The 22,107-nt window shown below is 54.8% G+C and carries 17 protein-coding genes and 1 pseudogene; 2 read left to right on the forward strand and 16 right to left on the reverse strand.

The window, feature by feature from the left end:
- The 8 genes and pseudogenes from VJ464_02025 to VJ464_02060 form a co-directional block, all read right to left on the reverse strand.
- Window positions 1-3,933: fibronectin type III domain-containing protein (locus VJ464_02025; GenBank protein HKQ03882.1), on the reverse strand; the 3,933-nt coding region annotated here is incomplete at its 3' end.
- Window positions 3,934-4,035: 102 nt separating this feature from the next.
- Entirely contained in the window at window positions 4,036-4,377 is a 342-nt protein-coding gene (locus VJ464_02030; protein ID HKQ03883.1) for a hypothetical protein, read from the reverse strand.
- Window positions 4,378-5,657: 1,280 nt separating this feature from the next.
- Window positions 5,658-6,638 (reverse strand): hypothetical protein, encoded by a 981-nt coding sequence (locus VJ464_02035; protein HKQ03884.1) that lies wholly within the window; start codon window positions 6,636-6,638, stop codon window positions 5,658-5,660.
- 572 nt (window positions 6,639-7,210) lie between these two features.
- A pseudogene (locus VJ464_02040) lies at window positions 7,211-7,483 on the reverse strand (type II toxin-antitoxin system PemK/MazF family toxin).
- A 50-nt stretch (window positions 7,484-7,533) separates the two neighbouring features.
- Window positions 7,534-7,767, reverse strand: coding sequence for a CopG family transcriptional regulator (locus tag VJ464_02045; protein HKQ03885.1), 234 nt, complete (start codon window positions 7,765-7,767; stop codon window positions 7,534-7,536).
- A 160-nt stretch (window positions 7,768-7,927) separates the two neighbouring features.
- Complete coding sequence (locus VJ464_02050) at window positions 7,928-8,986, reverse strand: nucleotidyltransferase family protein (protein HKQ03886.1); 1,059 nt, start codon at window positions 8,984-8,986, stop codon at window positions 7,928-7,930.
- A 95-nt stretch (window positions 8,987-9,081) separates the two neighbouring features.
- Window positions 9,082-9,579 carry a PqqD family protein gene (locus tag VJ464_02055; protein ID HKQ03887.1) on the reverse strand — a complete coding sequence of 166 codons (498 nt, stop codon included), beginning with the start codon at window positions 9,577-9,579 and terminating at the stop codon, window positions 9,082-9,084.
- Between the two features lie 279 nt (window positions 9,580-9,858).
- Window positions 9,859-11,388: an MraY family glycosyltransferase gene (locus tag VJ464_02060; protein HKQ03888.1), complete on the reverse strand. Its 1,530-nt coding sequence runs from the start codon at window positions 11,386-11,388 to the stop codon at window positions 9,859-9,861.
- Between the two features lie 798 nt (window positions 11,389-12,186).
- On the opposite strand from VJ464_02060, the gene VJ464_02065 reads away from it, so the two are divergent.
- Both VJ464_02065 and VJ464_02070 read left to right on the forward strand, forming a co-directional pair.
- Entirely contained in the window at window positions 12,187-12,465 is a 279-nt protein-coding gene (locus VJ464_02065) for a hypothetical protein (GenBank protein HKQ03889.1), read from the forward strand.
- A 51-nt stretch (window positions 12,466-12,516) separates the two neighbouring features.
- Window positions 12,517-12,750, forward strand: coding sequence for a hypothetical protein (locus tag VJ464_02070; GenBank protein HKQ03890.1), 234 nt, complete (start codon window positions 12,517-12,519; stop codon window positions 12,748-12,750).
- A 36-nt stretch (window positions 12,751-12,786) separates the two neighbouring features.
- Here VJ464_02070 and VJ464_02075 read toward each other — a convergent pair whose 3' ends face one another.
- The 8 genes from VJ464_02075 to asnB all read right to left on the reverse strand — a co-directional run bounded on the left by VJ464_02075 (window position 12,787) and on the right by asnB (window position 22,037).
- Complete coding sequence (locus VJ464_02075; GenBank protein HKQ03891.1) at window positions 12,787-14,073, reverse strand: glycosyltransferase family 4 protein; 1,287 nt, start codon at window positions 14,071-14,073, stop codon at window positions 12,787-12,789.
- A gap of 53 nt (window positions 14,074-14,126) precedes the next feature.
- Window positions 14,127-15,074 (reverse strand): GDP-L-fucose synthase, encoded by a 948-nt coding sequence (locus tag VJ464_02080; protein HKQ03892.1) that lies wholly within the window; start codon window positions 15,072-15,074, stop codon window positions 14,127-14,129.
- A 5-nt stretch (window positions 15,075-15,079) separates the two neighbouring features.
- Window positions 15,080-16,123: a GDP-mannose 4,6-dehydratase gene (gmd, locus tag VJ464_02085; protein HKQ03893.1), complete on the reverse strand. Its 1,044-nt coding sequence runs from the start codon at window positions 16,121-16,123 to the stop codon at window positions 15,080-15,082.
- A 45-nt stretch (window positions 16,124-16,168) separates the two neighbouring features.
- The gene (locus tag VJ464_02090; protein HKQ03894.1) at window positions 16,169-17,956 is read right to left on the reverse strand and encodes a carbamoyltransferase C-terminal domain-containing protein; all 1,788 of its coding nucleotides are present in this window, start codon (window positions 17,954-17,956) and stop codon (window positions 16,169-16,171) included.
- A gap of 73 nt (window positions 17,957-18,029) precedes the next feature.
- Window positions 18,030-18,527, reverse strand: a complete 498-nt coding sequence (locus VJ464_02095) for a glycosyltransferase (protein ID HKQ03895.1) — start codon at window positions 18,525-18,527, stop codon at window positions 18,030-18,032.
- Complete coding sequence (gene pssD, locus VJ464_02100) at window positions 18,524-18,964, reverse strand: PssD/Cps14F family polysaccharide biosynthesis glycosyltransferase (GenBank protein ID HKQ03896.1); 441 nt, start codon at window positions 18,962-18,964, stop codon at window positions 18,524-18,526. Before pssD ends, VJ464_02095 begins: the two co-directional genes overlap by 4 nt.
- Window positions 18,961-20,112, reverse strand: a complete 1,152-nt coding sequence (locus tag VJ464_02105; GenBank protein ID HKQ03897.1) for a glycosyltransferase — start codon at window positions 20,110-20,112, stop codon at window positions 18,961-18,963. Before VJ464_02105 ends, pssD begins: the two co-directional genes overlap by 4 nt.
- On the reverse strand, window positions 20,109-22,037 hold the full coding sequence (gene asnB, locus VJ464_02110) for an asparagine synthase (glutamine-hydrolyzing) (protein HKQ03898.1): 1,929 nt from the start codon (window positions 22,035-22,037) through the stop codon (window positions 20,109-20,111). Before asnB ends, VJ464_02105 begins: the two co-directional genes overlap by 4 nt.
- Between the last annotated feature and the right edge of the window lie 70 nt (window positions 22,038-22,107).

Raw genomic sequence — 22,107 nt, forward strand, 5'->3', positions numbered from 1 at the left:
AAACCCTGTCACCTGCACCATCTCGCCGCCCGCAGCCGACAGCAGCAGACTGTTCTGATCGGCGACGAAGCGATGCGCGTAGCTCAGTTTGACCGAGTCAATGACGCTGAAGTCCGAGCCACCTTGCGAGGTGAAGGTGAGTTGATTGTTGCCTTCTTGAAGCAGGCGCTGATTGATGCGGAATTGCGCCACCTGATGCTGCTGGCCGGTAAACGACATCGCGCCGATCTCCTGGCCGTTGAGCTGAAGGCGGACGGCGTGTTCGGGGCCGGTCGAAGAGCCGAGGCCCTGCAAGGCGACTTCGAGGAGGGCGTCATCCGAGGCTGCCTGGTTGAGCTTGGCGACCGAGATGGGTTGATTGAAAGGCGTCGGCGAAACGATGGCGCCGAACCAGTTTTCAGCCTCACCGTTGTTGATCGAAGGGAAGTAGAGGAAACGGTCGCGCCGCTCGACGGTTGAAGTAAAGCTGCGATTGCGGGTTTCGCGGCCTTTGCCGACCGAGACGACTGAGACGCGGCGACCGGGCAGCGCGCCGTTGGTGAGATAATAAGCGCGGCGATTGGTCGAAGGGGTATCGAGGCCCTGAGCGTAGAATTCGATGAAATCCGTTGGCTCAAGTCTGCCGCCGAGGCCGCCGCTGACGATGAGTGGGACTTCCTGGGCATCGGTGAAGAGTTGCAGGAAGCGGGGGTCTTTTGAAGTATCAAAGCCGGCGGCTAGAAGTTGCGGCTGAGTGATGCGATACCAGCCGGGTTTGCCGATCAGAATCTTCGCGCCGGCCTTTGCGGCAATCTCCCATTGCTTTTGCAGGTCACCTGACGACAGGCGCACAGGCGCAGCCGAGTCAGTTGCGGCGCTTCCCGGTCGCAGGATGCGCACGGCGTCAGCGTTAGCAGCACTGGCATTCACCTGGCTGAGCAACAAACTATCGGCGCGCGCCGGAAGCTTCCCGACCGGCAAGACGCTAAAGGGGCCGTGCAGGGTCGTTGTGCCGTCGAGGTCAACATCTTCGAGCCAGTAGATGGCCTCTTCTTTTGCGCTTGCCAGTTTATCCACCCAACTGTAATTGATACCGGCAGTCATCACGGTGCGGCCCGCAAGCGGCACAGACCCGGCGACGAGCGTCGGGTTAACCTTCTCACGCTGCCCCGCCTGCTCGCGGTAGATGTTGAAGCCGAGATTATTGACCTCTGTGCCGGTCTGCCATTCGATCAAGACATTGCCGCTCTCATCGCTTACGGCATTAAAGCCCATCATCTCGACCGCCGTCGGCGCATTCGGCCCTGAGATCGTCCAGGGAGAAAACTGGGTGACGCCGCTGAGCTTCACCCAATTGTTTGAAGCATCGTTACCGCCCGAGACATCCTTGCCTTTTGCTTGCCAGCCGAGCGTAGCATCTTTTCTCCAGAGCTGAAGCATGGACTCATCTGTGTTGCCGTTCAATTCGTTATCGAGGTAGTGCAACTGAACTGTGGCCGCAAGGTTAGTGCCGTTGTTCACCGTGATTGTATATACCCGCTTGATTGAATTGAGAAAATCGCTCGGCGTCGAGCCCTTGATTAAGTTCACAGTGATATCGTTAACCGTCCCAGCCGTTTCCGTGATCTGCACAAACGGATTTCCGAAACTCCTAGTGGTTCCCCCATTGAGATCAGAGCGGTTGACACTGCCGACCACGTCGCCGGTTCCTGTCGAATTGGGCGCATTGACGCCCATAAAAAGTGTGAACGCTCCGGTTGTTATATCGCCGCTAGTAAGCGCCAGCGTGCCGTCTACAGTTATATCGGCATTGAGTGTAACGCCGTTGGAATTATTTACGGTCAGGTTGCTGAAGGTTCTTGCTGCTACGAATTGTGCTGCTGTTCCCTTAAACTCAACCGTGCTTCCGCTATTGAGTGTTACCCCTCCCGTTGCAGTTATATTTCCGTTGATTGCACCCGAGGCACTCGTCGATCCGACCTTCAAAGTGCCTCCATTATTAATAGCGACAGAGCCTGCTCCCGAAATGACATTGGTAAGACAATCAAGTGTCCCATTAACTGTTACACTCTTTCCGGTTGCAACAGCCAGATTGTTATTTAGGGTTATGGAAGCGCCACTATTCACTGTCCAATTTATGTTGGTGTTTGTCAGTGTGCCTCCCGACTGCGTAAAGGTTTTGCTTGTGCCTGCGAAATTAAAACTCAAAGTCGCATTAGGATTGAAGGTTCCTCCAGATTGATTATAGGAACCACTCAAATTAACCGTACAGGTATTTCCTGTGCCGTTGGAGATGTTTAGAATACCGCCCTCAATTATTAAATCCCCACCTATGTTGATCGTATAGCCATTGGTTGAAGATAGTCTGAACCCGTTTGCGGCAGAGCCAGTATTCACAATTCTCAAATTGCCATTTACGGTAACCAAAGTACCGCTTGCCTGATAAGTCGCCGTTTGTCCTGAACTATTCCAAGTAACGTTTCCGTAGGAAGCTGAACTCGAAAATAGATTCGTGGAGGTTGAGTTGATCCAGCCTGTAACTTCAAATGTGGAGTTCGTGTCCCAAGTCGCAGTAGGACCCGCACCGCCATCTTGATTATGCTGATACTTGCTTCCACTGCCGAAGACTATGCTACCTGTTTGTGAAATTGTTCCCGCATTTACTAAAGTGCCGTTGACTGTCAGGTCGGCTCCTGATCCGTCCGCGACGGTTAGAGTAACACTGCTATTGAGGCTAATTTGCCCTGAGGTATTAACAGTCACTTGATCAACAGTTACATTGGCGGTGATTGTAACAGTATGACTAGCGCGTATAGTGATGGTGCTGTTAGTAGACGTTGGCGTTTGAGTAGCAGTTGACCAGGTCGTTCCATCTGTGGAGCTTTCCCAGGTCGCTGTCGAATTCCAATTCCCAGAAGCTGCGCTGCGGAATTGTATGGTCGCCGGGTCAACAGCGGTCGCCTGACTATTTGGATTATTAGTAGCCGTCGCTGTCAGGAACTTGATGGTAGACCCGCTACAGTTAGCCTCATAGACTCTGAAGAAATATGTCGTGTTTGCACTTAACCCCGTCACGCTAACACTGCTTCCGCTTCCATTAAAAACAACTTGTTCACCAGAGCCACCATAAGCCGCATTAGCTGAAGGGTCAGTTCCATCAACAGGATTAGTGAAAGAGTTGCTCGTATTAATCTTTACGATTCTCTTGCTGCCATCACCGTTCGTCCAACCAACCGTCATTGAGGTTGAAGCAACTGAACTGAAAATAAGTGCACTCGCTTGTGTCGTAGGAGTCGTGCAAGAACCCGTCGTGCCAGTTATCTTAACATCATCAATACACCAGCGTTCGCTCGTCGAATTATTAGTAGCAGTTATCTTTAAACTCACTTGAGAAGTCCCATCAGGAACATTAATAGTCACAGTGCTATATCCATCTGTTGTTCGCGCACCACCATTAGAAGGAGCAACAGAGATAGGTGTTCCTAAAGTGGTTGAAGCGTTACCTGTGCCAGTGGTGTAGTGCCAGAATGCATTATTATTCCCACTAATTGTTACTTGAGTGGAATAGTTTGTTCCACCGTCAGTACTGACCGCGGCGATAACAGTATCGGTACCGTCCATGCCATTGGTTGACCCAATAGAAAATGCAGCGACACGGAACGTTATTACGACGCTTGTATAACCAGAGAGATTTATGTTGGAGAAGGTAACCGTTGTGGTTCCATTGAGCGCAGACATTGCCGTGTTTGAACTGGTATAAAAAGTTGAACTTGCTGGTCTATCACCTGACCCGCTACTGCCGGCGACCGTATTAGCTGATCCTGTAAAAGTCCATGTGGGTGTTGCCGGTGTTGATTCAAAATCTTGTTGAGCAATAGTTGTCTGTCCCCATGCCGTTGCACTCAACAACAGAGTGCAAAATGCTGTGGCCAAGAAGAATCCTGCTTTCTTCATATACTCCTCCGTAGGGGCTTCCATTTGTGCTTACTAGATCGCTGCAAGATCAAGCTGCTGATTTGAGCGATCATCGGCTATCGCGATGTTCGCCGATTGGGACTATGCCACTCGGCTACGCGGAATTAACTCGCCAAAGGCTTCAGGCTCTGTACCGCCGTCGTGAAGAATAAGGGCTGTAATCGGGTGAGTTTCGCGGGTCAATGAGGCCGACAAGGCTATTTTGCAGGGGGAAACGCGACCTAAACCTGGCTTTTGTCGCGATACAACAGGCTGTTCTGCCTGCAAAAGCCGCACATGACCTTCGTAAATTCCTGTCAATAAAAGGATCAAAGATTCTTTGCGTGACATAGCGTTACAAATCGGGGGGTTCAGGGAGGTGACAGTCGCACCAATCCAGGGATTGCGGACTACCGCGGTCACAAACTTATTAACTGACTTCATGGGGGCTCCTACTAAACTAAGACTAAAAACTGCGAGCTTTTACACCTTACCAACTGGATGCCTGTGCGCCGCCCGCACATATTTGAGCGGTCGCGCAATTCTTCGCATTCGAGTTGAACGGCCGGAATTCTTGCCTGCGCTCGCAGGCCCGAGCGAATCGACTGCCGTGGGGAAGGCGCTACCCTAAAGAAAACAGCATCATGAGCTTTCTTTAGCGAGAGCGGCGCGGTCATGAAGAAGATACTGCAACCGCATTCCTAATTCGCCATCATCTGGCGAGCCTCTTAACCGCGGTTGAAAACCTCAATCTGCGGCTAAAGACATCTCAATGCTTTCGTTGTCACCCAGCGTCTTGCCGCTGTGCGCTGCTGTTCCACCAAGCGAATAACCTCGCCCTTACAACCTTGTGAATCAGCCATGCAGGTTTTACACCCGCGCCCGAGGGATTTGCAAGCAAAAACTGAACGGACTAGGGCTTCGCAAATCAGCGGACCTACATTTAAGTTTCTTCTATTTCTATAAGGTTGTGATGAGCGGTCGCCGTAATATGGCCTTGCTTTAAAAGCCTGTTTTTCCATCACGAAAGAAGTGTCACTCAGGATGACAAAAAACTTTGTGTGACAATGCGTGACAAATAGGGGGTAGCCCCTAGCACACCAGATATGGCCACTTTGTCAGGAAGATGAATCTAAAGGACCTTGCCCAAATTGCCTATGCCATCTCATAGCGTATTGCTTCGAGCCGCCTACAGGCCCACAAGTTGCCCTTGCGCGACATTGCGCGACAAAACGGGGGGTTGGCACCTCTCACTGCTGTCGCCGCTTTGGTAGGATGATAAGCCTACAGGAGACAAGTCCAAGCAATTGCGCTACCCGAATGTGAACGACTTCAGTTCATCAAGAAGGCTGCAAGAAATCTCTGCGTCACATTGCGTCACAAAACAGGGGGTTCATCCGGTTGAAATCAACGAAAAAGTAATTTAAACTCCTCAAAACATATCGTCTTCAGCTTACAACCCACTCTGATTACAAAGACTGTTCCAGATTACTCTATGGGATTAAGAGGAGGTGGAAAAGGGCAGGCCAAGATAGAAGCAAGTCCGCGGCAATGGAGGATTCCATCATGGGAATGAGGACTAAACAATCGTCAATCCTTTACAAGGACAAATGCCATGAGGCGTTTCAATCTTTGCATGGTCGGATGACGCCGCGTAAGGCTGTGGGTCGTGCCTGAAATTTTTATTGTCCCGAAAGGGGTGCGCTTGTTACCTATCGTGATAGCTACGATGAAGGCTTGCGCGGCTCCGAAAAGACTTTGATTGCATAATCTAAAATCTTCTGCATCTGTTTATAGTCGCCGCGATTCTGGGTAATCAATTCGAGCAGTTTCATGGCCATGTCTTGCGCCGTCATGTTGCTGGTATCTATCTTGCCCTTATCGTCATCTTTAACCATTTTCTTTTTCCATTTGCTCAGGTCTAAGACTCGTGCTGGTTTCGGCTCAAATCGTGGCTCGCTCGCTTCGCGTTCCGGCATGATCAGCACATTATAACGCGACGTGCTGAGGGCGACAGATGAACGATTCGCCCCGCGCAATTCCTCCCCTGTCTCGCGCCACTCAGGATAGGCGAAGGCGAATGGGGATGCAAGGACAGCGCGCATGATGTTACGAGCCTCATAAAACCGGCCTACCGCGCCGAGTTCGGTAGCATAGGAGTTGAGCGTTTCAAAAAACCGTATCGGCTCTGCATACCGCATCATTGGGATAAGGTTTTCTATATCGTTCAAAGCTGCCTGATGGAAGCCTTCAAAGCCCTTCACCTGGGCAATGCCTAATTTTATATAGATGTAATCAGGGACGGCGGGGGAAGTCTTTAGAGCTTCATTATGGAAGTACGAAGCCGCTTCAAATTTGCCCCGATAAATGTCAATCGCCGCTCTTGATAATAGAACCTTAGCGTTGTATGTGTGAGTCTGGCTGGCGAGGTTTTCTAACGCTTCCGCTTTGAATACAGATTCCCGGCAGTTACACCATACGAGATAATATTGCCCGATGAGTTGATATTCTTTAATCGGGATGTTGGTAAGTATTGTTGCAAGCTCTTTCACTTGCTCAATCTGACGAAAAGCATAGGCCGCTTTGAGTCGCCCCAAAAGCCGTTTCCCTAATGCCTCGTAACTGCCTACCCCTTTAAGTAGGGCTTGATACAATCGCGGCTTGGAGGAAACTATGAAAAGGCTTTTGGCTGTTTCGGTGATCATGCTCTGCCTGTCCTTTCCCGCTTTGGGCGGACACAACGTAGCGGGTGGCGGTTACTGTGATCCTTGTAACAACATGGACTGCACTTGCGATGAAAGCGACCATCCGCGAACCGCAGCAACGGGGAATGATGTGCCTAAAGGTTTAGGCTCCGAAGTGCTACTAGCTGTCTTTGGGCTGCTGTTACTGCTCCGATACAGAGCCTAAGCGACAAGCAAAATCAAAGTAACTTGCGCCGCTCTTGTGGCAGCCTAGTATCTGTCTGCGCCATTGTAGCCAAACGCACACGGAATGCAAGCCGGAAGTTACAGAGGCGGGATTCTCAGGCGGGTAGGATGCTATACTAGGCGGGCTGACTTTTTGTGCAACTCACGGCTTTTTGTGCAAAAGCGATTATTTGTGCAAAGCCACCTGATTTGTCTGACTCAGGCTAGTGGATTAAGGAATCGAGCGGCGCAGCGCAGGCCCTCCGCCAGTTGGTAGGGGAGGCGTGGCAGGCGGTTGAACGATCCGTTCAGCGTGTAGGTTGCTTCGACGGGGTTCGGCCAGATGACTCGTAGTCCAGATGCACCGCTTACAGCAATGCGTCAAACCCCAAAGAGAATTCGATGGCGGTGCGAACCTCGCGCATCCTATCCGGCGATAGCTCAGTAATGAATTCGACGAGATTCGCCTTTTGCACGGTCTGAAGGTTGTCTGTGTTGACGACACACTCCGCAAACACTCCATCAGCTTCAGGCGTGAGTAAAACTTCCGGCGGAATTCCACGAATAGTCGTGGTGATTGGTACAACGGTGATGCCGGTCAAGAATCGTAGTGCCGAACTTCGCGTCATAATCAGCACAGGGCGGCGTTTGTCAGGAGCGCGGAATTACTACCAATAGACCTCGCCCTGTTTCACGGCTCGCTCCACACTCGCTCCGGCTCCCAATCGTCAAATTCCCCAGGCGTAGCCGGGCAACGGGAGTAGCCCTGCGCATGCTGGCGCTCCAGCGCAATGGTTTTCTGGTTCCGCAAGGCAAGCTCTAAAGCAAGGCGCGCAAAATCGGCCCGCGTCATCGAAAGCTGCTCGGTCGCGCAGTCAACTTCCGCCAGCAAAGATTCATGCATGGGTACTTCGATGGTTTCCATAACGGCAAAGACGCTTGCGAGATGCAGGCACGCGGACGGACTGCCCCTGCTATTCCATAGGATCATGGCAATCTGAATTCGTCGAGCCGGGCAGCCGTGGTTTTACACTAACCGCCCGCCGGATGGCAAGGGTATCTGTGGGAATTATCGACCCGACAGGTCAGGTGCGAGGCGAGAGGAAGCGGGCGGCGCGGCGCAGGCTCTCGGCCAGTTGGTAGGGGAAACGCGGCAGGTTGTTGAACGACCCGTTCAGCGCGTAGGTCGCTTCGATGGGGTTGGGCCAGCGGCGCTTGAACGCGCCCCACAAGCCGCGCGGATTGCGGAGGTATTCGCGCATCGGCTTGCCATAACTGAGCGGCGCATTACTGGTCGGCTCAGGCGTCTCCCAGGACTTCAGCACCTGCGCGATCATCCAGCGCGGCACCCGCCGCGCCTGCGCCGCAAACGGGTAGCCTTCGATGTCTGCGCCTACGAGATGATGCGCCAGGCCGATGGCCGTTGAAACCCAGTTGATCTCGCGGCGGCTACGGCCTACGCAGATGTCCCAACGAAACTCCGGTGACCGCATTTCGACGAGCACGGCGATGTCACAGAATTGCAGCGGTCGCCAGCCGCCATGCCTGAGCATGTGTAGACAGACGATGCGCAAGAGGTCTTCATCAGACGGGATGCGCACCCGTGTGTCGCCAAGCTCGACAAGCTGTGTACGCTCGAAGACTTCATCGAATTTGCGGCAATCCAGATTTTCTAATCCTCTGTGCAGGTCGAGATTGAAGCGCCGGGCTTCTGGCGTAGCGGCCAGTTCCAGGGCTTTCGGATAATCCAATTCACGAAAGGCAAGATCGATGTCACCATAGGGCCTGAGCCCCTTGGCAGGATAGCGCCGGCCTACAGTCCAACCTTTTACCAGTACCGGCTCAATGGCATTGGCGCGGAAGAATGCAAAGGCCCGTCGGGCTTGTGTTTCATAGTAAGCGGCGTGAATGGTGTGCGAGACATAGGCTTCCCGGAATGGTAAGAGGAGACTCTCTAGTTGCGGCGTTGTGGGTTGTAACCGCAGCCATACCAGGCCCGCCGTTCCGCTCTTCAGCAGCGTTGAAGCCGCATATGAAATAACATCGAGGGAGAAGCCACTCGAATGACAACACTCTCTCCAAGACTGAGCCAATATCTCAGCCATTAAACGACTAACATCATGATTGCCGTTGTCTGTGACCATGCTGTATGCAGACGTGGCGAGATTGTAGGATGCTATTAATGGGTTCTATATTGGGCTGCCCTCCCCCGTTCACCGCTTCATTAAGACTTTTGCGGCTACCCACATAGACAGATCATCCCGGTGCAATTACAAGGTGCGGCGTCACAGCAGGGTGTGCCGCCTTGTGTACATGTAGAATTATGAGCGATGCAGGTTACGGTTGCTTCGGCGGTCGGCGCAAGAATTGACGCGACCAGAGGCAGAGCGATGGCCCCGACTCCTACCCTTCGTATGACGTCGCGGCGCGATAGCGCTCGGTGACTCATCGTTTTGGGGAGGTTACTGACTAAGAGTTGCGCTTTGCCGAGTTGCTCAAGCGCAAGCCATACGACCTCAGCGCGCACCGGCATACTCAACTCGCTTTCAAGCACCTTGGCCATCTCGCCAACTGTCGCCCGGCCATCGCAGCGGCTCCAGACGAGCGCCGCCGTGTGATTCAAACAATGCGCCTTGTGCGTGCGCATGTCATAAACCAATGTTTCACCGCCCAGCCCTTCAATGACAAGATCTTCCTGGCGCGCTCTGGGCGCGTAGGTGTCTAGGAGTCTTTCCATAGTCGCTCCACGAGAATAACCTGAATGCCTGCGGATTTGTACTTACCTGTCTAGAAAAAAGCCGGGGTGACTCGCCAATAATATTCGCAACCTGAAAAACTGTCAAAGCGAATTCGGCGAGTTCTGCGGGAGGGTTGGCAGGCAGGTGGGAGCGTGGCGGGGTGATGGAGGATCAGAAATTCACCGCGGCACGTGACGCACCACGGCGCAGGGGGCGCAAACCGACTCAGGCGAGACTCTGATTAAACGACAAGCTGACGAGCAGGTGGCGTAAACCGCTTACATGCCGGCGGCAAGTGGCGGCTTGTCGTCTGCCGATTCAGTGACGCGCGCCACTGCCGCGGCCAGCGCGGCACGAAATTCCGTCGTCAGCAGGTTGATGTCTACGAGCAGCGGCTTATCGTTGCAGGCGCGGTAGACCGTAAACGCGCCGACCGATTGTTGTGCCGCATCAAGCAATTCGAGCTTGAGGCTCCAGGCCGGCAGATGGCTGCGTTCAAAGCTGATTTCATTCGTTTGCTTCTGCCATGCATACGGGCCGTCAAACTGACTGTGTGGGGAAAGATCACTGGCGCAGCGATAGCGCCACGGCGGCAGCTCCAGATGAAAGCGGTCAAAATCGTTGGCCTCGAACGCCTGGCCGAGGATTTTGCAAATCGCTTCGAGGCTGCCGGCGCCCGACAACCCCTCGCCGGCGCGCCGGATTGCCAGGTTGTTGATGATGATCTTCTTTTGATCGATGGTGCGCTGCGCCACACGGCGAATCTCAAAGAACTCGTGGTAGCCGAGGTGCTGCACGCCGACCCAGACGCCGGCGCCGATGACGAAGAGGACGATGCCGACGGTCGGGCCGCTGGGGTTCAGCAGCAGCAAGCTTAGGAGGCCGCAGAGCGCCGAAACCGCATAAAGAATAATCACCGACTGGCGCTGCGTCAGTCCCCGTTCGAGCAGCTTGTGGTGGATGTGCTGACGGTCTCCGACAAACAGCGGCTGGCCGTTCATAAAGCGCCTGATGACCGAAATCAATGTTTCAAGGATCGGCAGCCCGAACGACACCACGGGGATGGCGACGGCGACGGCAGTAGAGGATTTCTGTGTCCCGGCGAGCGCCAACGCGCTCAACATAAAGCCGATAAATAAGCTTCCCGAATCGCCGAGAAAGATCGTCGCCGGGTTGAAATTAAAGCGTAGGAATCCAAGAATCGCCCCGGCCAGCGCCAGCGCGAGAATCGATACCATCGAGTTGCTCGAAGCCAGCGAGATCACAAAGACGGTCAACGTCGAAAACAACGCTGAGCCGGCGGCCAGCCCATCAATTCCATCGATCAGGTTAAAAGCATTCGTAATCAGCAACACCCAGAGAATCGTGAGCGCCAGCGACGCCCAGCCGGCGAGCGGCCCGCCCGTGAGCGGCACCGAAAAGAAGCCGAAGCCGCCGAAGTAAAGCATCACGGCGGCCAGTCCCTCGACCAGAAACTTCGCCACCGGGGGCGCACTGTAAACGTCGTCAAAAAGACCAAGCAGAAAGACGACGCTCGCCGCTCCAAGTATCCAGTAAACCGGTCTTGAAACCAGATGGGTGTCTAACGCAAAGCCCGCGGAGACCGTCACCGCCAGGGCGATGGCGCAGATAAAGGCCGTAAAGATCGCCACGCCGCCGAGGCGCGGCACCGGCGATTGATGAATGTGGTGCCCCGAGGGAGCGGTGGCGGCCCAACCGCGCGATGCCGCCAGATTACGGACTCTGCGAGTCACGACAAAAGAGAGTAGCGTACAGATGACGAATACAGCGAGGTAGACTGCTGACATCGAACACAACCTCCTGTCGGAGATTCGGTTAACCAATGACGACTGACGCAGCCGGCGCTTTACGGTCTGGCAGTGGACTGAGTGACTATTAGCCGCAGTGCCATCCGACGGCTTTCACCAGCTTAGCGACAATTTCACCATTTACAACTAACACGCCGGGGCAAAGGCAACTCGCGAGGGCCGATACATCGCGATCATTCTACGGGCACTTCGTGGCGCGGGCAAGTACCTTATATAGTCTAAGGCCCGGTCAGGCAATAATTAATGTTGGACGGCATGGCCTCAACGTGTACCGATTTCAAAGCGCGTCGAGCCTATCACTAACAAAGTGAGCCGAATAAGCAAATAATGTCAGGCAATGCGAATGATTTAAGAAAAGATTGATCGCCCGGTCAGATTCGTTGTCCTGTACCGCTCCTTCCTCCCCTTCATACACGGCCTTAGTAGCCGAGTAGAAGTGAAGGCACTGCAAGAAGTGTTCATTAACGTGGCCTTCAAAAGAGTTCATAATGGTCTGCGTCCACGATGACCTTTACAAAACCTCAAGTTGAACAGGCGTGATTGTTGCGGACCCGACCGTTGAAGTTAAACCGAGTTTTAGTATCTTAGATGGCTGGTATTCTTAATTCACCGAACAGCGAATCTTATTCTCCTGGCCGCGGAAAGTAACGTCATAGCCTTGCGATCACCCTGGCTTCCGTGCCCGGACTTATTGGCCTAGAACTCTAAGCCGGGTGCATACTATAACATTTACCGCGGTTGCACATCGTACAATTGTGCCTAGAAAGGAAAGCAACAATGCCAACTTACTGCGACACTGAAATCGATCAAAGGACTCTGATTGGCACGATTACTTCGCCGGAATATGTCTTTCAACAGAAGGTTCAAGAGCTTGAAGAAGCTGACGATCCGCAGTTTGATCAAGAAGATATACAAGACCGGGAGGCGGCTGAAGAGCTGGCCTGGCTCGGCGCACGAGTCGTAAACGGCGTGCTGATCAAGAAAGCTTGCGAACACGCCGCCTGTAGTCACTACCGTTGTGAACGGGCTCTCAGAATTGGCGGCATCGAGATTTGAATCTGCGGCTATGCGATCAATTATTGTCTCAATAAACGGAGGGAGTCCACGATGAGCAAACCCAAGGTAGTAGCCGAGGCCAATTCCAGCATCTCTGAAGAGATTGGCACAGACACCGAGATCACCATTCGGCTCGCGAGCGGCGACAGATATAGCTTTGTCGATCCCGATGGCGTAGAGTACGCCACCATCGAAATTGGCCTTGAAGGCGATCCGGTGATGAGCCTCTATCTGTATGGGCCGCGCGGTGCGTTGCTCGGTCATTTCTCTCTGTGGAATAGGTGATTCGAAGCCGCTCATTATGTCGTGGTCTGCTGGTGCTTACACAGGCGTGCCTTGAGAGCGCTTGGGGCGCACGGCGTCGGATTGCTCGTACCGCGGAACAATAGAACCCGACTGCGACAGGCACTTCTCGAAGCTGCGGATATACGCCATCACGGCATGGGAACGGTCAAAGGATTTTTCAAAAATCATCCGCGCCCGCCTTCCTGCTTGAACCAGCGGGGTCTTGTCTTGCGACCATGCATCGATGAGGCGGGCCAGCTTCTCGCTTTCGCCCGACGAGATAACCGTCCCGCAGCCGTTTTCATTAATGATGCTGGCAATCTCACTCGACAAATCACCAACAAATAGAATGGGGCGGGCGGCGGCCATAATGCCGTAAGTCTTGCTTGGCACGCTTAAGCCGGCAAGCCCCGGCGCCAGCGTAATCAGCGATACATCGGCGGCGGCAAGACTGAAGCGCAGCATCTCACGCGGCTGGTAGGCCAGGGTTCGAACATTGTCTAAACGATGACGAGTGCAAAAGGACTGCAATTCACCCGCCCTGCCGCCATTACCAACAAACAGGAAGAGGATGTCGCGGCGCTCGCGCAGCAGCCTTGCGGCTTCGAGCACGGTTTGAAAGTCATTCACCCGCCCCCAGTTTCCGGAAAACATAATAACGAAGGCATCGCCCAGGTTGTGATCCGCGCGGAACGGGTTTTCGTCCTCGCCCAGAGGCTGAATAGAGCCATCCGCCCAGTTGTGAATGACATCTATCCGTGTCTCATCCTCTGGCCCGATCTTAGAAACGACGTGCCGGCGCATGCACTCGCTTAACACGATGACGCGGTCCGCTTTGCGCAGGACGAACCGGTTCAGTCGGTCAAGAGCGCGAGTCAGCAAGCTGTTCGCATTGAGGGTTCCGAGCGCAACCGCAATGTCGGGATAGACGTCCTGCACGAGCGCGACCAAGCGCATTCGTCGAAGGCGAGCAACGAGTAAGGCGACTAAGCCGATAAGCGGTGGCGTCGTCAGCGCCATCACGATGTCATGGCGCGGCTGGCGCAGGAGCGTCCAGGTCGCCCCAATGTAAAACGAAAGATAATCGGCGAGCCTTCCCGCAACCGTCCGCTTGCCAAAACCACTCGCCCACGCCCGCGCAATTCTGACGCCCCGGTAATCTCCCCGTGCCGCAAGTTTTCCGCCGCCGTCATACCGTCCCCGCCCGGCAATTGCGGTTACAGTGATTCCCTTCTCAACCAGGCTCTCGGCCAGATCAGTCATCAACTGGCTCGTCGCCGAGTGATCCGGGTAGAAGAACTGGTTGAGAATGATGATGCGCATTTCGTGTGATCGTGATTAAGCGTGAAGGTTCAGTCTTCTCTCGTGGGCCACAGCTATCGGCTCAAATGATTCTCGCGATACCAGGCAATGGTTTGGCGCAGTCCTTCGACAAAATCGGTGCGGGCGCGAAAACCGAAGGCTTCGGCGGCACGACTCGTATCAAGCGCGCGGCGTGGCTGGCCGTCAGGCTTTGTTCGATCCCAAACAATGTTGCCGGTAAAGCCGGTCTCCCTGGCGATCAAATGCACGAGATCGCGAATGCTGATCTCTTTACCGGAGCCCAGGTTCACGGGCTCACGGCCATCGTAACGCTCGGCGGCCATCACGATGCCTTCGGCGGCATCGTCTACGTAAAGGAACTCGCGAGTGGGGGTGCCCGTGCCCCAAATTTCAATCACGCTATCGCCGCTACGAATCGCGTCAACGCACTTTTTGATCAACGCCGGGATGACGTGCGACACCGCGGGGTCGAACTGATCGCCCGGCCCATAGAGATTGACCGGCAGCAAGTAGATGCCGTTTAAGCCGTACTGCTCGCGGTAGGCTTGCAGCTGCACGAGCAGGGCTTTCTTGGCAATGCCGTAAGGCGCGTTGGTCTCTTCCGGGTAGCCGTTCCAGATGTCGGCTTCTTGAAAGGGCACCGGCGTGAATTTCGGATAACTGCAAACCGTCCCGATCTGAATGAATTTCTTGACGCCGTGCAATCGCGCGCCTTCGATGAGCTGCGCGCCCATCATCAGGTTCTCGTAAAAGAAGCGCCCAGGGTTTTCGCGGTTGGCGCCGATGCCGCCGACGACCGCCGCGAGATGAATGACAACCTGCGGGCGGGCATCAAGGTAGAGTTGCTCGACGGCTTCGAGGCGAACCAGGTCATAATCATCGCGGCGAACGATGAACACATTCTTGCAGCCGAAGGCTTCAAGGCGCGCGACAACGCGACGCCCCAGGAACCCCGCGCCGCCGGTGACCGCGATGCGTTTATCCGCCAACCAGCCAGGCATCGGCATTAGAACGCTCCCCAGCGTTTGGCATCGAGCTCCCTGCCCTCTTGCTCGGCGATCATTCGCTCGCGTTTCGCAAGTCCCAGGTCGTGATCGACCATCCGCTTGACCAATTCTTTAAACGTCACCGTCGGCTCCCAGCCAAGTTTGTGGCGCGCTTTGCTCGCGTCGCCTTGCAGCAGATCAACTTCGGCGGGGCGATAATAGCGCGGGTCAATCTCGACGTGCGCCTGCCAATCAAGGTCGAGTAGTCCGAAGGCTTCGTCTAAAAACTCGCGGATCGAATGCGTCTCACCGGTGGCAATCACGTAATCGTCTGGCTCCGGGGCCTGCATCATTAAATACATCGCTTCAACGAAATCCCTGGCATATCCCCAGTCGCGGCGCGCGTCGAGGTTGCCGAGATAAAGCTTCTGCTGCAAGCCCATCTTGATGCGTGTGGCGGCGCGGGTGATCTTGCGGGTCACGAAGGTCTCGCCGCGCCGCTCCGATTCGTGGTTGAACAATACGCCGTTGCAGGCGAACAGCCCATACGACTCGCGGTAGTTGACCGTGATGTAATAGGCATACGCCTTGGCGCAGCCATAAGGCGAGCGAGGATAAAATGGCGTCTTTTCCGTCTGCGGCACTTCGACCACCTTGCCGAACAGCTCGGACGACGACGCCTGATAGAACTTCGGTTGCAGGCCGGTCTCGCGAATGGCTTCGAGCAAACGAACAGTTCCGAGGCCGGTGATCTCGCCGGTGTATTCCGGCACGTCAAAGCTGACGCGCACGTGCGACATCGCGCCGAGGTTATAAATCTCGTCGGGCCGCACCTGTCGCAAGACGGTGTTGAGCGAGCTGGAATCGTTCAGGTCGCCATAGACTAGGCGCAAACGGGTCTGCGGCTCGTGCGGGTCTGCGTAGAGGTGATCGATGCGGTCGGTATTGAACGACGAAGAGCGGCGGATGATGCCATAGACTTCGTAGCCTTTTTCCAGCAACAGCTCGGTCAGATACGAGCCGTCCTGCCCGGTGATGCCGGTAATCAATGCGCGTTTAGGCATGGTAATTCCTGAGTAAGCTTAGCGGTAAAGATGAATCATTGGAAGCTATGCACGCCTGACGGCGTGATTGCCGAGGTAAAGCACGTCCATGCGCGTCTTCAAGAAACAATCAATCGCGTGACGTGGCGTGCAGACAATCGGCTCGTTTTCGTTGAACGAAGTATTGAGCACCACAGGTATGCCGGTCAGCTCGCGAAAGTCGGCGATGAGTTGATAGTAACGGGGATTGACAGCGCGAGAGACGGTCTGCAATCTGCCCGAGCCGTCCACATGCGTGACCGCGGGAATTTCTGCACGGCGCTCCGGCTTGATCTGATAAACCATCAACATAGTCGGTGCCGGGTGGGTCTGCTCAAAGTAATCGCCGACACACTCTTCAAGAATTGAGGGCGCGAACGGACGGAATGGCTCGCGCTTCTTGATGCGCTCGTTCAGTATTTCTTTCATATCAGCGCGGCGCGGGTCAACGACAATCGAGCGGTTGCCCAAAGCCCGCGGCCCGAACTCCATACGCCCCTGAAACCAGCCCATCACCGCGCCATCGGCAATGTCGCGGGCGGCGCGGCGCGTCACTTCGCGGTCATCAAAGCTCTCATAGCGCAAGCCCGCCCGCTCAAGCTCGGCGCGGATTTCCTGGTCGCTGAACTCTGGGCCGGTATAAGCGCCTTCCATAACCTCCATGCGCTGGCCGCCGAGCTTGCCGTTGTAGATTTGATAACAGACGCCGATGGCCGTGCCGCTGTCGCCGGCGGCGGGCTGTACGTAGACGCGGCGGAAGGGCGTATTCAACAGAATCTTGCCGTTCATCACCGAGTTATAAGCGACGCCTCCAGCAAGTCCCAGATCGGTCAGTCCGGTCGTTTCATAAAGGTGATTCAGAATATGAAAGCCGACCTCTTCGAGGCGCAGTTGCAGACTTGTAGCAATGTCCTGCTCGCGCTCTGTGAGTGCTGCGCCCGGCTCACGCGGCGGCCCAAAGCATTTGGCATATTCGTCAGAGAAAATACGCCCGATGGTTGGCGAGCCGTCGTCCCAGGTCATGTCAACGCCTTCGGCGTGGTGGCGAAAGTAATCGAGGTTGAGCGTGAAGCGTCCGCCTTCTTCAGTGCGGATGATGTCGCGGAATGCTTCCATGTAGCGCGGCCTGCCGTAAGGCGCAAGCCCCATGACTTTGCCTTCGTCGCCATAATGCGGGAAGCCGAGAAATTGTGTCGTCGCGGTGTAGACGATGCCGGTCGAATGCGGATACTCGACCTGGCCTAACACGTCAATGGCATTGCCGTCACCTACGCCCCACATCGTCGAGATGAAATCACCGAAGCCATCAATCGACAGCAAGGCGGCGCGCTCGAACGGCGACACGAAGAAGGCGCTGGCCAGATGAGCATGGTGATGCTCGACGTTATGAAACTCTGCGCGCAAAGCGGCGCGGGCGACGCCGAGCTGGCGGGCGAGATCGTCCCGTAGGTCGCGGACTTTGGCGGTATTCGCCAGGCGCTCGGCGACGGCGTTAAACAGGCCGCGTGTCTTTGTAGCAGCAGACGGCGTTTTCGCCCGGTCAAATGAAGTCAGGTTCTTTGCGGCGCGGGTCGCGGCAAAGAGAATCTTTTTGTGCAGGTGAGCCGATGGGTCGCGCGAAATGCCGATGTGGTCTACGTCGCTGATCTCGACACCGGCATCCTTCAGGCAATAGCGAATCGCTTCCGCAGGAAAGCCTGCACAGTGCTTGTGCCGGTTGAAGCGCTCTTCTTCAGCGGCGGCGACTAACTGGCCGTCGCGGACGATGGCCGCTGCCGCATCGCCGTGATAGGCATTGATGCCAAGTATGATCATTTCAGATATTCCCTTATTAATTAAGCCGTCGTGCTTTTGCACCGGGTACACGGCCCGGGGCATCGGGGCAATATCACTGGAGTCCTAACAACTGGTTAATCGCCTGGGCGACCAGATTAATCATTGGCGGCGGCGGCAATGCGGGCGAATGGGCATTGCGCTCCCTGGCTTCGACAATGGCGCCGGGCAGGTCTTCTGCTTCATAAGCCGGCACAACCCTGCCTTGTGAAGCCAGCTCGTTTACCAGTTGCAACTGGTGATCGTTGACATGCTCGCCATACTTTTTCCGGCGCGGCATGACCACCGGGGTTTTCCCGGACCTTGCGGCATAGAGCAGGGTGCCGCAGCCGCCGTGACAGATGATCATTTCCGCGTCCTGAATGTGCCGCTCAAACTCGTCCAAGCCGAGAAAGGCTTGCTGCTCACAGTGGCGGAGCAGAATGTATGCGTTATGCCCGGTCTGCACGAGTACCTTTTGCGATTTGAAAAAGCCGCTTCCTGAAAGCTCATCGACAGCCTGCAACAAACGGGCAAACTGTTGTGTCGCGTTGCCGACGGTGACAAAAATCACAGCAGAGGCCCCCCATAAGTCGCTCTCGGGAAATGCGCCTCCAGCGACCGCCACTGGTAGAAAAAGCGGTCGGCGAGGTGGTACATGATGCGCCCGGTTAAAGAGGGCTCGGTGACCTGCGCAGAAATCTCTACGAAGATATTCGGGATGCGAAAGAGTTTGCCGACGAGGGCAAACGGCACAGCCGGCCCAGCGCCTGTGCTGAGGATTAAATCGGGCCGCTCCTGGCGAATGATTCGGTAGGCTTCCCAAAGATTGACGAAGAAGAGCCAGTCGCGCTCGGAATGGCGGATGAAATAGGTTCTCTTCTGCATGTCTGCCGGCAACTGCATTTGATCATTCAGCACATAGAAATGGTCGTGCGCTTCGTAGGCGGCCCTCATGGCGCGGATTTCAGTCAAATGCCCGCCACAGGAAGAGACCAGACAGATTCTCATATGGTCGGGTTGGGTGCCGGTCGCTCGATCAACGATTGATAAACCGCCATCATTTTTCTGGCGATGATGTCACCGGCAAACTCTTTCTGCATCCACTCGCGGCCCCTGAGTCCCATCTCCCGCAATGGCATGCGGCTGATGTCTCGAATGGCTTGCGCGAGGCTTTCCGGCTGGTTATCCACCCAAAGGCCGCAGCCTATTTCTGGAAGCCGTTTCCAGGGTGTGCCGGTGCTGGCGATGACCGGAACCCCATATGCCAGAGCTTCGGCGACGACCATCGCGAAGTTTTCTTTATATGATGGCACAATCACTACATCGGTGTTCCTAAGAGTCTCCGCTTTCTCTGCGCCTAAGACGGCGCCGGTCATCCGAACTTTTTCCGACAGTCCTGACTGCCTGATTTCTTCCTTCAGATGATTCGTGTACTTGAGGTCGCCGGCGCCAGCGATGGTGAGCGACAGCGGCATCGCGATGCAACCGTCTATGCGTCGATAAGCCTCAAGTAGATTTTCGATGCCTTTCTGAGGATGCAGGCGGCCCAGGAAAAGAATCCGCAAAATCTTATGGCCATTGACTGCGGCGATTCTATCGAATACTTCTATGCCGTTCGGGATGACCTCTATCTTAACAGTCGGCAATCTGGGCAGGCTTTCTTCCCGCTCTTCTTCTGAAGTGACATGCAACACTAGTTTGGGCGGAGCGACTACGCGGCAAACCCGCTCCCAGATCGCTTTCAATGCCAGACGCGTGGTGCCTTCCCATCGTTGTAACATCCCGCGCGGCGACCATACAACCGGCTTGCGTAACACCCGACAGGCTAACAAAGTCGGGATGGTGGGAAACGAGTAGACGGCGCTAAGGTGCACGACATCCGCCCAGCGAATATATTCCGGCAGCAAACGTAAAAGCGTTGGCGAGACAGAAACGTCTTTGATCCGATGACAGTAGCGGACGCGAAACCCGGCGAGGTCGCTCTCCCGTGTGGTATCGATATTTAATACCGCATCGGGACCATTGGCATCCGTCGTCAGCACGCGCACCTGGCAACCGGCGCGATTGAGGCTGCGACACAATTCATAGACCGAGCGGGTCGGCCCGCCATAGACGTACGCAGGATGAAATGAGGGAGTAACGTGCAGGATGTTCATAAGCCCACTTCGTTGATCTCGCACCATCTATTGAGAACGTAAAGCGCCCAGGATCGTGACCAGCGCTCGCGTTGAGGATTGCGCTTGAATATCTGCCATATCTCACTGGCAAACTCGCTGATGCCCACATGATCTAGCCTGCCATTCTGGGCAAGAATGGAGTCCAATTCAGGCTCCAGAGATGAACGCAGCCACCGGTCAAACGGCAAAGTAAATCCCATCTTCGGCCTTCGCCAGATTTTCTCGGGCAACACGCCTCCGAGCACATCCAGAAGCAACGGTTTAGGGCGCGGGCCATCCATCTTCCATTTGCCCGGCAATCCCAGGACAAACGGCGTGACCACCGAATCCACAAAAGGAACGCGAACTTCTAATGAATGCGCCATACTCATTTGATCCGTATCGCGCAGCAGCGTGTTCGCCATATAGCCTTGCAGCTCATAACGCGAAATCGCATTTAACGGATCAGAGAGATCAACTTCGCCAAGCGATGCAGCGACTCCTCGCGGCTGGCTCTGGCTTCTCGCTTTGCCCAGCAAGGCGAGAATTTCTTCATCGGAAAACAGCCGCCGGGAAATCGTGTAGCTGCTCTTAGCGGTTGCATCGTTAGCTAACAAATCCCATGCCTTCCGGTGATGGACGGAGGCGCCCATCACCGCCTGTCCCATGCGCGCCGCCGCCTTTCTAAACGGCTGTGGGATCACCTTGAGCTTTTGCAACCGCCGCATCCGATGAAAGCTCGGATAACCCGCAAACAACTCATCCCCCCCCAGCCCGGATAGCGCCACAGTGATGCCGGCCTGTTTGACCGCCTGGGAAATCACGTATGAATTGACCCCGTCAATGGTCGGCTGATCCATTGCCGACAATGCGCCGGGCAACGTACTCAAAAGGTCTTTCTCAGATAAGAAGACTTCATGATGATCTGTCCTGAATTGTTTGGCGATGATGTGCGCATAAGAAGATTCGTCGTATTCCTCTTCAGCAAAGACGACGGAAAAAGTTTTCGGGCGCTCTTGGGCCACGCGGCTCATCAGGGCAATGATGGCGCTCGAATCGATGCCGCCCGACAGAAAAGCCGCCAGTGGAACATCGCTAACCAGGTGGAGCCGGACGGATTCTTCAAGCCGGGCCCTGAGAACATCTATCGCTTCCCAGCGATCTGATACTTGTGTATTCAAAGCCGATTCAAATAGCTCAGGCGCATATCCAACTTCGTCAATCTGCAACCTGCCTTCTTCAAGCTTGACCGTTAAGTAATGGCCGGGTTGCAGAGACCGTACACCTTCAACAATCGTCAGGGGCGATTCCACAGAGCCGCACTGGAGATAAGAGGTAACACCTTCAAGACTCAGTTTTTTGGGGGTCAGGCCGGCGGCCAACAGGCTGCGGACTTCAGAGGCGAACACGAAAACCTCTGGTGTCGCATAATAATATAACGGCTTGATGCCGAAAAGATCGCGCGCCAGGATGAGTTGTTGTTGCTGATTATCCCAGATGCCAAAGGCAAACATCCCTCTGAGTCTCTGTAGACAACCAACTCCCCAACGTTCGTAGGCGCGCAGCAGCACTTCGGTGTCTGTATGAGAGCGCCATGTTTCGGCTTTGAGGTTTAATTCCTGGCGGATATCTTTGTAGTTATAAATCTCGCCGTTATAGGTCAGTGAGTATCTTTGATTATCGCTGCACATTGGCTGATGTCCGGACGGGGAGAGGTCAATGATAGACAGCCGCGTATGCCCGAAAGAGATAGCCGCCTCAGGGTTGCGGTAGATAACCACTCCGCGATCATCGGGACCGCGATGCTGAACATGCATCAGCATCTGATCCATTACTTTTTGTAATTTGCTTTCTCCTTGCTTGAACGGCCCGCCCCCATCACTAAAGAAGCTCGCCGTTAGCTGAATGCCTGCAATTCCACACATGCGTGTTTTGTCCTACATCAAAGCTTAAGAGATTGTTTCATTCTTAGAGAATTCGACTTAGATTGCCGGC

It is taken from the genome of Blastocatellia bacterium (assembly GCA_035275065.1).
Taxonomy (GTDB): Bacteria; Acidobacteriota; Blastocatellia; order UBA7656; family UBA7656; genus DATENM01.